The organism is Corallococcus sicarius (genome assembly GCF_003611735.1).
GTDB classification, from domain to species: domain Bacteria; phylum Myxococcota; class Myxococcia; order Myxococcales; family Myxococcaceae; genus Corallococcus; species Corallococcus sicarius.
The window spans coordinates 1-13,953 of record NZ_RAWG01000257.1; the positions used below are offsets into that span (position 1 = coordinate 1).

The window sequence follows — 13,953 nt, forward strand, 5'->3', positions numbered from 1 at the left end:
GGGGTGGGGCTGCTGGCCGGGTGTGCGCGGGCGCCGCTGTATGGCAGCCCGGAGCTGCCCACGGCGCCCCGTCAGCCACCGGTGGAGTACTTCCAGGTGGATTGGTGGCGGGGGCTGGTGGAGAAGGTCCCGCTGCTGGAGTACTCGCCGCGTGAGCCTGCCTCCCCGGTGTACGAGCCGGAGAGCCGCAACGTCATCGCGCTGACGCGCGACGGCTACATCCACGCGGTGGGCCCGGGCGGCGACCTGGCCTGGTCGTTCCGCACCGGGGCCCGGGCGCTCGCGGGCGCCATGGCGAGTGAGGGTGTCGTCTACGCGCCCGGCGGTGACGGGACGCTGTACGCGCTCGACGGCCGCACCGGCGCGGTGAAGTGGAAGTACGCGACCAATGAATCCCTGGCCACGGTGCCCGTGCTGGCCGACGGGTTGGTGTTGGTGACCTCGGACACCGACACGGTGTTCGCGGTGAAGGCGTCCGACGGCACGTGGGTGTGGCAGTACCGCCGGGATCCGCCGTCGGGCTTCACCATCCGGGGCGCCTCGGCGCCGAGGGTGGACCAGGGCACCGCCTACGTGGGCTTCTCCGACGGCTTCCTCGTCGCCCTCAAGGTCGAGGATGGCGGCGTCGTCTGGGAGAAGTCGCTGTCGGGCTCCGGGACGGAGTTCCTGGACGTGGACACCACGCCGGCCATCGACTCGGCGGGGCGGCTCTACGTGGCCTCCTACAAGAACGGCCTGTACGCGCTGGAGGCGGACTCCGGCGCGGTGCTGTGGAACACCAGCGTGGGCGGCCTGACGTCACTGCTCGCCCGGGGCGAGGTCGTGTTCGCGTCCGGGGACGGCCGCGTGGACGCCTACCTGGGGGAGACGGGACGGCTCATCTGGTCGCTGCCCCTCAAGGATAGGACGGCCCTGGCGCCGGTGTTGGCCCGGGGAATGCTCCTCGTGCCCAACCAGCGCGCGCTGCTGTTCGTGGACCCGACGACGGGCAAGACGCGTCTGTCGTGGAACCCCGGCGCGGGCATCTCCGCTTCGCCGTACGTGGTGGGCTCGCGGGTGTACGTGCTGTCCAACAACGCGTACCTGTACTCGCTGGACATGAACAACGTCCAGAAGGGGCCACGCGGGTGACGCGCGCCGCCCCCCGGACGGTGCGGGTGGTGGCCGCGCTGATTCCCCGGCCCCCGCCCGATGACGGCGGGCCGAGGTTCCTGGTCCAGCAGCGGCTCCCGGGCGGCAGCAGGGCGCTGCTCTGGGAGTTCCCCGGCGGCAAGGTGGAGGCCGGCGAGACGGACGAGGCCGCCCTGGCGCGCGAGTGCCGCGAGGAGCTGGACGTGGAACTGTCCGTGGGCCGCCGCCTGTGGGAGGGCCGGCACACGTACCCGGACCTCACCGTGGAGCTGGTGCTGTACGCGGCCACGCTGGTGTCGGGCGAGCCGAAGCCGCTGGGCGCGCACCAGCTGGCGTTCCACACGCCCACGGAGATGCAGGTGCTGCCGTTCTGCGAGGCGGACGTGCCGCTCCTGGACGACCTCTTGGCCGGAAGGTTGGGTGTGCTCGATTGATGCTGCTGCACACGTTCCAGCACATCCCCGGCGTGGGGCCGTGGCGGGAGAAGGACCTCTGGTCCAAGGGCATCCGGACCTGGGATGACTTTCCGGATGGCGGCATCGTCATCAGCCGCAAGGCGGACACGGTGGCCCGCCAGCGCATCGCCGAGGCCCGCGAGGCCCTGGCCCGCAAGGACCTGAAGGAGCTGGCCCGGCTGGTGCCGTCGCGCGAGCACTGGCGGCTGTATCCGGAGTTCCAGGACGACGCCGTCTACTTCGACATCGAGACGGACGGCAGCGAGACGCAGGTGCCCACCGTGGTGAGCCTGTTTGATGCGGCGGGTCTGCACGTCTTCATCCAGGGCCGGAACATGGACGCGCTGCCGGAGGCGATGGCGCGGCGGCGGCTGTGGGTGACGTTCAACGGCTCGTGCTTCGACGTGCCGGTGCTGAAGGAGTACTTCGGCGCGAAGCACTTCCCGGTGCCGGAGGCGCACATCGACCTGCGCTTCGTCACGCGGCGGCTGGGGATGGGCGGCGGGCTGAAGGAGATTGAAGAGAAGCTGGGCGTGGGCCGACCGCCGCACCTGAAGGGCACCAACGGGTACGACGCGGTGCTGCTGTGGCGCGCGTACCTGCGGCGGGGCGACGTGGAGGCCCTGCGCTTCCTGGTGGAGTACAACCTCTACGACTCGTTCCAGCTGCGGTCGCTGATGGACCTCTCCTACAACAAGGGCGCGGACGACCTGAACCTGGACGTCCCGCGGCTGAAGGTCTTCGAGCGGGGCGACCTCCTGTACGACGTGAGCCGACTGCTGTTGGAACTGGGCCCCACCGAGCGCGACATGGACACCCTCGCGCGGGTACGGGCCATGGAGCAGGATTCCTGAGCGGCCAGGTGGTCCCCTGGGTCGGCCGGCCGCGGCCCGGCACCCCCTGGGGCATTCCCAGCCGCCGCGTGGAGCTCACCCGGGTGACGACCCTGCCGGTGACGGACGCCGAGTGGGCGGGCGACGGCTTCGTCATGAGCCCGAGCGGCGATGCGCTGGGGCTCGCGCTGAGTGCACGCCGGCTCGCGGTGTACCAGGCCGGTGAGGCGTGGCCGCCCGAGCGTTCGCTGGAGCTGCCCAAGTCCGCGCAGCTCATCGCGCTGCACCCGTCGCTCAAGAGCGTGGCGGTGCTGGGGCCGGGACGCATCGAGATGGTGGGCCTGGGCGCGGACGGGGGCAGCGCGGGGATGACGGCGCGCACCTGGACGCGGCCCACGCAGGCGCTCGCGTTCGACAGCACGGGCCGGGGGCTGTGGACGAGCGACGTGGTGGACGGGCGGGCGTCCGTGCAGCTCGTGGACTCGGAGACGCTGTCTGACGTGGCCGGGATGGACACGAGCCTCGACGCGCCGCTGGGCGAGGACGACGTGGACGGGCTGCACGAATGGATGCCGCACCCGAGCCTGCCGGTGATGGGCGTGGCGCTGAGCTGCGGCCAGGACGGCACGTGGCTCACGTTCGTGGAGCGCGGCGCGGCTGGGCTCGTGCGGGGCGCGGAGGTGGCGTCCGTGGACGCGCCGTTCTACCCGGCGGGCTTCTTCCCGGACGGCGCGAGCTTCATCGGTGTGGGCGGTACGTGGGTGCGGCGCTGGACGTACCCGGAAGGGACGCAGGCGGCGGAGTTCATGCTGCCGGAGCTGGGGACGCTCGCCACGGGCTACACCGGGCTGGTGACGGCGCACGCGGTGCTGGTGGCGGTGGAGGACCTGTTGGCGGTGGGGGAGTGGTACCTGCTCCAACTGGACCCGGCCACGCTGCGGCCCGTGTGCGCGTGGGAGCTGCCGCTGTCCACGGAGGTCGTCACGTCGCTGCACCTGTTGCCCGGGGGGGTCATCCTGTCGCCGGAGGACGGCCAGCTCTGGCGCCTGCCCGCCGAGGTCCTGGCCCCCGAGCCGACGTCCGCCCGCTGAACACCGGTCGCGCGGATTGTTCAGGCACTCGTGGAATGGCCCCCGGGGCTGTCTGTAGGGTCCGGAACCATGAGCGATCCGAACTTCGTCAATCAGCCCCCGGGAATCCCACCGCCGCCGCAGGCCGAGCCGCCGAAGACCCCGTCGCGGGGCAAGGTCATGGGCATCCTGGTCGCGCTGATGGTCGCGGCGCTGGTGGCTTCGTATTTCGGGCTGAAGCGTCAGTCGGCGCCCTTGTCGGTGGCCGTGACGCCCACCTTGTTCGACGCGGGCACGCCGGCCGCGCTGCCGCCGGACGTGTCGCTGCCGGAGAGCGATGGTCGGGTCCGGGACCTGGTGGGCAAGCTGTCGGTGGACCCGGAGCTGGCGCGGTGGCTCCAGGAGCGCGACCTGGCGCGCCGGTTCACGTCGTCCGTGAACAACATCGCCGAGGGTGAGAGCCCCCGGGCCTCGCTGCTGTTCATGGCGCCGCCGGGGGCCTTCCAGGTGGACGCGTCCGGGGCGAACGGGCGCGCGGCGGTCGCACCGCTGAGCTACGCGCGCTACGACCTGGTGGCCCGGGTGCTGGGGTCGCTGGACATGGCCGGCGCGGCTCTCGTTTACCGGGAGCTGCAGCCGCTCATCGACCAGGCCTACCGGGAGATTGCTCCACCGGGCCAGAGCTTCGAGGCGACCTTCGGCCGCGCCATCCAGCACCTGTTGGCCGTGCCGGTGCCGCAGGGGCCGGTGGAGGTGCTGCCCAAGGGCGCGCTGTACGTCTACGCGGCGCCGGAGCTGGAGGGTTTGAGCCGGGCCCAGAAGCACCTGTTGCGCATGGGTCCAGGGAACATCCGGATCATCCAGGCGAAGCTGCGCGAGGTCCGCACGTCGCTGAACCTGCCGACCCCGGAGACCCCGGAGCCCAGGGCCCCGGAGGCGCTCCCGGATCAGGACCCGGGCCAGACGCAGCCCGCAGAGTAGCCGTGCGTCTGACCAGACGGCTGGTGATGGTATCCGGCTTTGTGCTTGGCACGGGCTGCTCGACCACGTCGCGCGAGCCAGGGATGCGCTCTACGCACAACTACCTGGCGCAAGCCACGGACGCTCTATAGGGCCCAACTCCGAGCGTACCTTGCCCCCATGGATGAAGCCGAGGACGACACCTAGCAGTGGCGTCCACCAGAAGCGGAGTAAGCGGCTACTTGCGCTTCTTCTTGGCAGGCTTCGCAGGGGGCGGCTTGGGCTTTTCCTTGTCGCCGGCAACCTGGAAGGCGGCCCGGAGGTCTTCGACGTCGCGGCCGCGGGCGTCCTGGAACGCGGTGCCGGACTGGGCGTCCACGACCAGCGTGTACGAGAAGCCCGTCTTGAGCGGCTGCGGCAGGTGGATGCGGTAGACGAGCCCGTCGTCGGCCTCCGTGACGGAGTCATCGGAGACCATGGCCCGGTCGGCTTCGTCCATCAGCCGGACCCGGTAGTTCTTCAGGGGCAGCGTGCTGCGGAGCTCCAGGTCGGAGGTCGGCTCGATGAGCGGCTTTTCTTCCAGGGCCAGCGGGATGAGCGCGAGCCCGGCGTCTGGCGCCTGGTACTGGAGCTGGAAGACCACGGTGTCCGGGCCGGCGTCCGGGGCCGCCGGGGTGCCCGTGACGCCGCCATCCACCACGGCGGTGTCCGGCGTCTTGTCGGGACAGCCCGTCAGCAGGGCCGCGGTGAGGCCGCAGAGCACGGCGAGTCCGGTTCGTCGGAAGAGGCGCATGGCGCGGCAACGTATGTGCCGGGCGCGGGCTCGGGAAGCCCGAGGACGCCGGCCTGCATGCCCAAGGTCACTGGAGGACGCCGGCGGACCCGGTTACTGGAACGTCCTGGGAGCGCCAGGAACGGCCGGGAACCGGCCAGAACTCCCCCGGGAGCCCCAAGCCATGAGGTCTGATAAGAATCGTTATGTAAACTAAACCTCTGGGCATCCCAGGGGGACCTGGACTGCGTTCCTCACCCGCTCCCCCGGGCCGGATTCCGGGCTCCCGGGCCCGCGGCGTGCCGGTCGAACTCCACCGCGCAGTGCGCCGAGAACACCGTCACCTCGTTCCCGTGCGTCCGCACCAGGCCCCGCAGGCGTTCCTGGTTCGCGAGCCGCGCGACGTTGTCCACGGACTTCAGCCGCTGGAACAGCGCTGTCCCCCACGGGCTTCGCGGGGCCACCGGATCGACCTCTCGGTGGTTGAAGTACGCGTCCCCGGCGTGAAGCATCCAGCCTCCCGGGCCCTTCACCGCGATGCCGCAGTGTCCGGCCGTATGGCCGACCAACGGCACCAGCAGCACCTCCGCGTCCAGGCCCGGAATCACCCGCACGGCCTCGAACCCGAACCAGCGCTCGCCGTCCACGGCGTACCGGTTCCACTTCGGCCCGTGGGCCCACTGGACCGGCTTGTACCCGAGCTTCTCCTTCGGCCCCGGTGGCACCATGGCCGCGGCGTGCTCGTCCCTGAGCACGTGGACCTGGGCCTCCGGAAAGTCGTCCAGCCCCCCGACATGGTCCAGGTCCAGGTGCGTCGGCACGATGTGCCGCACGTCCTCGCGCCGGAACCCCAGCCGCTCCACCTGGGCCAGCGCCGTCTCCGCCGGATCCAACCTGGGCGCGTTCCGGGCCACGAACCGCTGGCCCAGGCGTCCCTTCGCGTCCCGCAGGTCCCGGGTCCCCAGGCCCGTGTCCACGAGGACGAGCCCCTGGGACGTCTCCAGCAACAGGCAGTGGCACACGAGCCGCGCCCGCTCGAACAGCCCGCCCGCGCCCACGACGAACCGGGCGCTGGCGGGACACAGGGTTCCGCAGTTGAGGTGATGGATTCGCATGCCCGGAACCCTACGGATCGCCCTCCGGGCCCGATTGGAGGAATCGGCCACCGTGCCCGGCCCGGGTCTCCCGCCGGTTGAAGCCCCGGCCCGGCCGGCCCAGACTCACCCCATGGCCCTGGCTTCGACGTCCGATAACGCGCTGGTCCCCCGGAGCGACCTGTCCCGCTTCATCCAGCGCGTGCGGGTCCTCCGGCACGGCCCTTCCGGGGACGCCTTCGTCCGCCTGCCCGACGGCACCGTCGAGCTCGTGGTCCGCGTCCTGCCCGGAACCGGCTGCGACGTGCACGCCCTGGGCCCCCGGGAGCACGTCCAGCACAAGTCGGCCACGGAGGTTCCGCCGGACACGCTGGGCATCCAGTTCAAGCCCGGCGGCGCGTATCCGTTCTTCGGCCTGCCCATGTCGGAGCTGGCCCACCGGAGCCTGTCCATCGACCGGCTCTGGGGCCCGGCCGACGGCGAGCGGCTCCGGGCCTTGCTCGTGGACGCCCCCACGGTCCAGGCCCGCCTGCGCACGCTCGAGGCCGCCCTCGTGGACCGCCTCCACCGCGACGACGTCTTCGAACCCGCCGCCGCGTACCTCGTCCGGCGCGGCATCCGGCTCGTCACCGAAGCCGTGGAGATCCCCCGCGTGAGCGACCTGGCCCGCACGCTGGGCGTGAGCGAACGGAACCTGCGCCGCGCCTTCGACGACGTGCTCGGCATGGGACCCAAGGTGTTCGCACGCCTCGTGCGCTTCCAGCGGGCGCTCCGGGCCTCCGCGTCCGCCTCCCGGGGCACCCGGCCGGACTGGGGGGCCATCGCCACCGGCGTCGGCTACTACGACCAGGCCCACCTCATCGCGGACTTCCGCGCCGTCACCGGCACCACGCCCACCGCGTGGCTGCGCGCCCGGGCCGCCTGATCCACCCTGCCCGGCCCATTCTCAGACGCGGCGCGTCGGATCCGCCGGGTGGGAAATCCGCACGCCCGCCAGGGGGGCCCAGGAATCGTTCAAGCGCTCGTGCGTTCAGCGCCTTGCGTGGGCGTTTTCCCAGCTTGACCGAGGCTTTCCCATCCCTCACAAACGCCCCGTCCCCGCTGGTACCCGTCCAGCGGTCCGAAAGGATCCCATTTCATGAAGCGATTGATGGTCATCGCCGCCCTCGTGGGTGCCACTCCGGCGCTCGCCGATGAAGGCATGTGGACGTACAACAACTTTCCCAACGCGAAGGTGAAGGAGAAGTACGGCTTCGAGCCTTCCCAGCAGTGGCTGGAGAAGCTCCGCCTGGGCGCCGTGCGTCTGGCCGGCGGCTGCTCCGCGAGCTTCGTGTCGCCGGACGGCCTGGTGATGACGAACCACCACTGCGCGCGCGGCTGCATCGAGCAGCTGTCCACCGCGAAGCAGGACTACCTGGCCAACGGCTTCTACGCGAAGACGCAGGGCGAGGAGAAGCAGTGCCCGGCGATGGAGGTGAACCAGCTCGTCGAGATCACCGACGTCACCGACACGCTCAACAAGGCCACCCAGTCGCTGACCGGCAAGCAGTACTCGGACACGCTGAAGGCGGAGATGTCCAAGCTGGAGAAGGCCTGCTCCAACGGCGACGACAAGGTGCGCTGTGACCTCGTCACGCTGTACCAGGGCGGCAAGTACAACCTGTACAAGTACCGCCGCTTCCAGGACGTGCGCCTGGTGTTCGCCCCCGAGCACGCCATCGCCTTCTTCGGCGGGGACCCGGACAACTTCGAGTTCCCCCGCTACGACCTGGACGTGACGTTCGTCCGCGTCTACCAGGACAAGCAGCCGGCGAAGACGCCGGACTACTTCAAGTGGTCCGCGAACGGCGCCAAGGAGAACGAGCTCACGTTCGTGCCCGGCAACCCGGGCCGCACGTCGCGCGCGCTGACCATCGCGGAGCTGGAGTACACCCGCGACGTGTCCATGCCCAAGACGCTCATGTACCTCTCCGAGCTGCGCGGCATGGTCACCGAGTTCCAGAAGCGCGGCCCCGAGCAGAAGCGCATCTCCAGCAACCTGCTCTTCGGCGTGGAGAACGCGCTGAAGGCGTCCAAGGGTCGCCACGAGGCACTGCTCGACAAGAAGTTCTTCGCCACCAAGGTCGCCGCGGAGCAGGAGCTGCGCAAGAAGGTGGATGCGAACCCGGAGCTGAAGAAGAAGTACGCCGGCGCCTGGGCGGAGATCGCCAAGGCGGAGGAGCAGCTCTTCACCCTGCGCAAGGAGCTCAGCTACATCGAGCACGGCCAGGGCATCTCGTCCTCCCTGTTCAACATCGCCCGCACGCTGGTGCGCGCCGCCGACGAGCTGCCCAAGGACAACGGCCAGCGGCTGCGTGAGTTCAACGACGCCAACCAGCCCGCGCTCAAGGCGAACCTCTTCAGCCCCGCGCCCATCTACCCGGAGCTGGAGATCGCGCGCCTGACGTTCAGCCTCACCAAGCTGCGCGAGGAGCTGGGCACCAAGCACCCGTTCGTGAAGAAGGTGCTGGGCAAGGAGTCCCCGGAGCAGGTTGCCACCCGCGTGGTGAAGGGCAGCAAGCTGACGGACGTGAAGGCGCGTCAGGCGCTCTTCGACGGCGGCAAGAAGGCCTTGGACGCGTCCAAGGACCCGATGGTCCAGCTGGCGCTCCTGGTGGACCCGGACGCCCGCGCCATCCGCAAGAAGTTCGAGGATGACGTGGAGTCGGTCGTCAAGAAGAACAGCGAGCTCGTCGCCAAGGCGAAGTTCGACATCTACGGCACCAGCCAGTACCCGGACGCGACGTTCTCCCCGCGCGTGTCGTTCGGCTCGGTGAAGGGCTACACGGAAGATGGCCAGAAGGTCGCGCCGTTCACCCAGATGAGCGGCACCTTCGAGCACGCCACCGGGCAGGAGCCGTTCGCGCTGCCGAAGTCCTGGGTGAAGTCGGAGAAGGTCATCACCGGCTCCACGCCGATGAACTTCGTCACCACCAACGACATCATCGGCGGCAACTCCGGTTCGCCCGTCGTGAACAAGAACCACGAGATCGTCGGCCTGGTGTTCGACGGCAACATCCAGTCGCTGGGCGGCGAGTACGGCTTCGACGAGTCCGTGAACCGCACCGTGTCCGTGCACTCGGACGCCATCATCGAGGCGCTCCAGAAGGTCTACGGCGCCAACCGCGTCCTGGAAGAGCTGCGCCCCGGCAGCACCAAGGTGCCGCCCGTGAAGGCCAACCCGGCCGGGTAGTCGTCCCCCGCGCTTGAAGTACAAAGAGGCTGCCCGGTTCGCTCCGGGCAGCCTCTTTCGTTTCCCAGCGCCCTGCCGCTACCTCACTCCCACTCGATGGTGGCGGGCGGCTTGGAGGAGATGTCGTAGACGACGCGGTTGATGCCGCGCACCTCGTTGGTGATGCGCGAGGAGATCTTCTCCAGGATGGGGAACGGGATGCGCGCCCAGTCCGCCGTCATGCCGTCCACGCTGGTGACGGCGCGCAGCACGCAGGTGGACTCGTAGGTGCGCTCATCGCCCATCACGCCCACGCTCTGCACCGGCAACAGCACCGCGAAGGCCTGCCACACCTCGCCGTACAGCCCGGCCTTGTGGATCTCCTCCTGCACGATGGTGTCCGCGCGGCGGACGAGGTCCAGGCGCTTCTCGTTCACCTCGCCCAGCACGCGGATGGCCAGGCCCGGGCCCGGGAACGGCTGACGGCCGACCATCTCCGGCGGCAGGCCCAGCTCGCGGCCCAGGACGCGCACCTCGTCCTTGAACAGCTCGCGCAGGGGCTCCACCAGCTTGAGCTTCATCGTCTCCGGCAGGCCGCCCACGTTGTGGTGGCTCTTGATGGTGACGGACGGGCCCTTCCACGACACGGACTCGATGACGTCCGGGTACAGCGTGCCCTGGGCGAGGAAGCCCGCGTCCTGCACGTCGCGGGAGGCCTCCTCGAACACGGCGATGAACTCCCGGCCGATGATCTTCCGCTTCTGCTCCGGGTCCGTCACGCCGGCCAGCTTCGACAGGAAGCGCTCGCGTGCATCCACCGTCTTCAGGGGGACGTGGAAGCGGTCCACGAAGAGCGCCTCCACCTGCGCCCGCTCCCCCTGCCGCAGGAGGCCGTTGTCCACGAAGATGCACTGGAGGCGCGGGCCAATGGCCCGGTGCAGCAGCAGCGCCGCCACGGAGCTGTCCACGCCGCCGGAGAGCCCGCAGATGACGCGGCCCTCCTCGCCCACCTGCCGGCGGATGGTCTCCACCGCCTCGTCGATGAAGCCCTTCATCGTCCACGAGCCGGTGACCTTGCAGTCGTTGAAGAGGAAGGCGCGCAGCATCGCCTTGCCCTGGGGCGTGTGCACCACCTCCGGGTGGAACTGGAGGCCGTACCAGGGCTTCGTCGCATGGGCGGCCGCCGCGAAGGGCGAATTGCCGCTGCGGCCAATGGCCTCGAAACCAGGCGGGAGCACGTCCACCCGGTCGCCGTGGCTCATCCACACCTGCACCTGGTCCCCCGGCCGGAACTCCGAGAACGGGCCCCGGGCGGTGAGCACCTCCACGGACGCGCTGCCGAACTCGCGGTGCGCTCCCCGGTCGATGCGGCCTCCCAAGAGCTTCGCCGTCAGCTGCAGGCCGTAGCAGATGCCCAGGACGGGCACGCCCGCCTCGAAGACGTACGGGTCACAACGCGGTGAGCCAGGGGCCTCCACGGAGGCCGGGCCGCCGGAGAGGATGATGCCCTTGGGCGCGAACTTGCGGATGTCGTCCGCGGGCAGGTCGGGGCGCTGGATCTCGCAGTAGACGCCCAGTTCACGCACCCGGCGGGCGATGAGCTGGGTGTACTGGCTCCCGAAATCAAGGATGAGGATCTTCTCGGAGTGCAGGTCCACCGGCATTTCTCCCAGGGGGCGTCGTTGACGGGTGGGGGCCCTTATCGCTACAAACTTCGGGAAATCAACGCTGAAAGGCCGTCAATTGTTCGAGGTTCGGATGCGCCGCCTGACCGCTTCCAGTGCAGCAGCCATGCTTCTCCTGTCCTCCGCGGGGTGCGTGAAGGAGATCTCCTCGGAGGAGCGTCTGGAGCGGGACACGCGCAGCGTGGCCGTGAAGGACACCCCCGGAATCGCCGAGCTGTCCAAGCTCACCTGTGACGACACCACCGAACCGCTCAACAAGGCCCGCAACGTCAACCGGCCGGAGTCGGACCGGCTGGTGGAGTACGTCCAGCTCTACTCGTCCCTGAAGGACCGCACGCACACCTTCGAGGACGCGATGGCCCGCAACCCGGACCTGAGCTACCGCGAGGGCAGCCAGGCCCTGGTCTCCGCCAAGGAGACCTGCATCCAGCAGACGGCCGACATCCGCGTGGAGTTCGAGACCTACCTGCGCGAGCTGGTGGACGTGCCCACCGTGCAGGAGATCAAGGGCGGCAACACCGTGACGGTGGCCCGCCTGGACTTCGCCACCCTGCGCAAGGCCATCGAAACGCTGGACCCGGACGACCGCGAGCAGCTCATGCAGCGCGTGGGCGCGGCGGAGAAGCGCGTGGCCACGGTGCCTGCGGGCGCGGATGACGCGGCCGGCAAGCGTCGCACCAAGTAGGCGCCTGCCCGCGCCTCCCGGGGCGCAGGCAGTAGCGCCCCGGAAGCCGCACCCCGGGTCGAAGCGCCCTACTCCATCCGGTAGTTGGGCGCTTCCTCGGTGATGATGACGTCGTGCACGTGGCTCTCCTTGAGCCCGGCGGACGTGATGCGCGTGAACATCGCCTTCGTGCGCAGCTCCTCGATGTTGGCGCACCCCACGTAGCCCATGCCGCTGCGGATGCCGCCCAGCATCTGGTGCACGTTCATGGACAGGGTGCCCTTGTACGGGACGCGCCCCTCGATGCCCTCCGGGACGAGCTTCACTGCGTCCACGTCGGACTGGAAGTAGCGGTCCTTGGCGCCCTGCTTCATCGCGCCCAGGCTGCCCATGCCCCGGTAGCTCTTGTAGCTGCGGCCCTGGTACAGGATGACGTCGCCGGGGGACTCCTCGGTGCCGGCGAACAGCGAGCCGATCATCACGGAGCTGGCGCCCGCGGCGAGCGCCTTGACGATGTCGCCTGAGTACTTGATGCCGCCGTCGGAGATGATGGGGATGCCGTGCTTGTCCGCCTCGCGGGCGCAGTCATCCACCGCCGTCACCTGGGGCACGCCCACGCCGGCCACCACGCGGGTGGTGCAGATGGAGCCCGGGCCGATGCCCACCTTCACCGCGTCCACGCCCGCCAGGATGAGCGCGCGCGTGCCCTCCGCGGTGGCGACGTTGCCGGCGATGAGATCAAAGCCGTGGAAGTTCTTGCGCGTGTCGCGCACGCCTTCAATCACGCCCAGCGAGTGGCCGTGGGCGGTGTCCACGACGATGACGTCCACGCCCGCCTTCACCAGCGCGTCGATGCGGGCCTCGCGGTCCGCGGACACGCCGACGGCGGCGGCGCAGAGCAGCCGGCCCTTGCTGTCCTTGGCGGCGTTCGGGTGCGTGCGGCGCTTCTCGATGTCCTTGATGGTGATGAGGCCCTTCAACTCATAGGCCTCGTTCACGATGAGGAGCTTCTCGATGCGGTGCTCGTGGAGGAGCTTCTGGGCCTCCTCCTGGGTGATGTTCTCGCGGCCCGTGACGAGCTTGCGAGTCATCATGTCCTCGACCTTCTGGGCGAAGTTCTTCTCGAAGCGCACGTCGCGGCTGGTGACGATGCCGACCAGGCGCTTGCCCTGCACGACGGGCACGCCGGACACGCCGTGGATCTTCATCAGCTCCACGGCGCGGGCGAGCGGGGCTCCGGGCTCGGTGGTGACGGGGTCCACCACCATGCCGCTCTCGAACTTCTTGACCTTGAGGACCTCCAGGGCCTGCTGCTCGGGCGTCATGTTCTTGTGGATGACGCCGATGCCACCCTCCTGCGCCATGGCGATGGCGGTGCGGGCCTCCGTCACGGTGTCCATGGCGGCCGACAGCAGGGGCACGTTGAGCCGGATGTTGCGCGTCAGGCGGGTCGTCAGGTCGGCTTCACGCGGCGTGACGGCGCTCTCACCGGGCAGCAGGAGCACGTCGTCGAAGGTGAGGGCCAGCCGGATATCGGGGTTCAACATGGGGGCTCCCGGAACCCCCGCGGGGCACCAGCGCCCGGCGGGTGCGGTTCCATACGAGTAACGCGGCAGGCGCGCAACGGAAGAAGGTTTTTTGCCGCCCGTTCCCTGGGACTTCGGGTGATACTCCGCGCCACACACACACGTTGCGGGACTTGGACCGGGCCTTGGCGGATCTGAATCAGGGAGGGGCCGTCGGGCTGGTGGTGAAGCTTCCGTTCGCCACCCCCGAAGAGTTCCTCGCGAAATACGGGGGCAACATCACCCGGGGTGGCATCTATTTGCGCGCGAAGGCTGTGCGCCCCCCTGGCACGGCCGTCACCCTGGACCTCCGGCTGGCAGGCGGCGACCGGCTGCTCTACGCCGCCGCCGTGGTGCACTTCGTCACCGGGCAGCAGGGCCAGGGCATCTCCGGGATGGGGCTGAAGTTCGGAGAGGCGGACGCCGCGACGCGCCGGTTCCTGGATGCCACCATCGCCCTCCTTCCGCACGCCCCTGTCTCTTATACACATCTGACGCTGCCGACGACTAGGC

General features: G+C 69.7%; 13 protein-coding genes. 9 read left to right on the plus strand and 4 right to left on the minus strand.

The window, feature by feature from the left end:
* Positions 1–3 precede the first annotated feature (3 nt).
* The 5 genes from D7X12_RS30530 to D7X12_RS30550 all read left to right on the plus strand — a co-directional run bounded on the left by D7X12_RS30530 (position 4) and on the right by D7X12_RS30550 (position 4,470).
* Positions 4–1,131 carry an outer membrane protein assembly factor BamB family protein gene (locus tag D7X12_RS30530; protein ID WP_120628778.1) on the plus strand — a complete coding sequence of 376 codons (1,128 nt, stop codon included), beginning with the start codon at positions 4–6 and terminating at the stop codon, positions 1,129–1,131.
* Positions 1,128–1,565, plus strand: coding sequence for a (deoxy)nucleoside triphosphate pyrophosphohydrolase (locus tag D7X12_RS30535; protein ID WP_120628769.1), 438 nt, complete (start codon positions 1,128–1,130; stop codon positions 1,563–1,565). Before D7X12_RS30530 ends, D7X12_RS30535 begins: the two co-directional genes overlap by 4 nt.
* Positions 1,565–2,440, plus strand: a complete 876-nt coding sequence (locus tag D7X12_RS30540; RefSeq protein ID WP_120628770.1) for a ribonuclease H-like domain-containing protein — start codon at positions 1,565–1,567, stop codon at positions 2,438–2,440. The genes D7X12_RS30535 and D7X12_RS30540 overlap by 1 nt, the downstream gene beginning before the upstream one ends.
* 8 nt (positions 2,441–2,448) lie before the next feature.
* Positions 2,449–3,510 (plus strand): hypothetical protein, encoded by a 1,062-nt coding sequence (locus D7X12_RS30545; RefSeq protein WP_120628771.1) that lies wholly within the window; start codon positions 2,449–2,451, stop codon positions 3,508–3,510.
* A 69-nt stretch (positions 3,511–3,579) separates the two neighbouring features.
* Positions 3,580–4,470, plus strand: a complete 891-nt coding sequence (locus tag D7X12_RS30550; RefSeq protein ID WP_120628772.1) for a DUF3014 domain-containing protein — start codon at positions 3,580–3,582, stop codon at positions 4,468–4,470.
* A gap of 217 nt (positions 4,471–4,687) precedes the next feature.
* On the opposite strand, the gene D7X12_RS30555 is transcribed toward D7X12_RS30550, so the two are convergent.
* Positions 4,688–5,242 (minus strand): hypothetical protein, encoded by a 555-nt coding sequence (locus D7X12_RS30555; RefSeq protein ID WP_120628773.1) that lies wholly within the window; start codon positions 5,240–5,242, stop codon positions 4,688–4,690.
* A 233-nt stretch (positions 5,243–5,475) separates the two neighbouring features.
* Positions 5,476–6,336 (minus strand): MBL fold metallo-hydrolase, encoded by an 861-nt coding sequence (locus tag D7X12_RS30560; protein WP_120628774.1) that lies wholly within the window; start codon positions 6,334–6,336, stop codon positions 5,476–5,478.
* A gap of 112 nt (positions 6,337–6,448) precedes the next feature.
* Here D7X12_RS30560 and D7X12_RS30565 point away from each other — a divergent pair, with 112 nt between their 5' ends.
* Together D7X12_RS30565 and D7X12_RS30570 are read left to right on the plus strand one after the other, a co-directional pair.
* Positions 6,449–7,240, plus strand: coding sequence for a helix-turn-helix domain-containing protein (locus tag D7X12_RS30565; RefSeq protein WP_244224873.1), 792 nt, complete (start codon positions 6,449–6,451; stop codon positions 7,238–7,240).
* Positions 7,241–7,453: 213 nt separating this feature from the next.
* Positions 7,454–9,547: a S46 family peptidase gene (locus D7X12_RS30570; RefSeq protein ID WP_120628775.1), complete on the plus strand. Its 2,094-nt coding sequence runs from the start codon at positions 7,454–7,456 to the stop codon at positions 9,545–9,547.
* 83 nt (positions 9,548–9,630) lie between these two features.
* Here D7X12_RS30570 and guaA read toward each other — a convergent pair whose 3' ends face one another.
* On the minus strand, positions 9,631–11,184 hold the full coding sequence (gene guaA / locus D7X12_RS30575; RefSeq protein WP_120628780.1) for a glutamine-hydrolyzing GMP synthase: 1,554 nt from the start codon (positions 11,182–11,184) through the stop codon (positions 9,631–9,633).
* 133 nt (positions 11,185–11,317) lie between these two features.
* On the opposite strand from guaA, the gene D7X12_RS30580 reads away from it, so the two are divergent.
* Positions 11,318–11,896 carry a hypothetical protein gene (locus D7X12_RS30580; RefSeq protein WP_244224874.1) on the plus strand — a complete coding sequence of 193 codons (579 nt, stop codon included), beginning with the start codon at positions 11,318–11,320 and terminating at the stop codon, positions 11,894–11,896.
* Positions 11,897–11,964: 68 nt separating this feature from the next.
* On the opposite strand, the gene guaB is transcribed toward D7X12_RS30580, so the two are convergent.
* Positions 11,965–13,422, minus strand: coding sequence for an IMP dehydrogenase (gene guaB, locus D7X12_RS30585; protein WP_120628777.1), 1,458 nt, complete (start codon positions 13,420–13,422; stop codon positions 11,965–11,967).
* A gap of 164 nt (positions 13,423–13,586) precedes the next feature.
* Between guaB and D7X12_RS45645 the strand changes: the two genes are divergently transcribed.
* The coding region (locus D7X12_RS45645; RefSeq protein WP_120628781.1) for a TIGR02266 family protein at positions 13,587–13,953 on the plus strand (367 nt) is incomplete at its 3' end.

Coding starts and splice junctions, on each gene's coding strand:
- D7X12_RS30540 (WP_120628770.1), top strand. CDS start 1,565: ATGCTGCTGCACACGTTCCAGCACATCCCCGGCGTGGGGCCGTGGCGG.
- D7X12_RS30550 (WP_120628772.1), top strand. CDS start 3,580: ATGAGCGATCCGAACTTCGTCAATCAGCCCCCGGGAATCCCACCGCCG.
- D7X12_RS30555 (WP_120628773.1), bottom strand. CDS start 5,242: ATGCGCCTCTTCCGACGAACCGGACTCGCCGTGCTCTGCGGCCTCACC.
- D7X12_RS30560 (WP_120628774.1), bottom strand. CDS start 6,336: ATGCGAATCCATCACCTCAACTGCGGAACCCTGTGTCCCGCCAGCGCC.
- D7X12_RS30565 (WP_244224873.1), top strand. CDS start 6,449: ATGGCCCTGGCTTCGACGTCCGATAACGCGCTGGTCCCCCGGAGCGAC.
- D7X12_RS30570 (WP_120628775.1), top strand. CDS start 7,454: ATGAAGCGATTGATGGTCATCGCCGCCCTCGTGGGTGCCACTCCGGCG.
- D7X12_RS30580 (WP_244224874.1), top strand. CDS start 11,318: ATGCTTCTCCTGTCCTCCGCGGGGTGCGTGAAGGAGATCTCCTCGGAG.
- guaB (WP_120628777.1), bottom strand. CDS start 13,422: ATGTTGAACCCCGATATCCGGCTGGCCCTCACCTTCGACGACGTGCTC.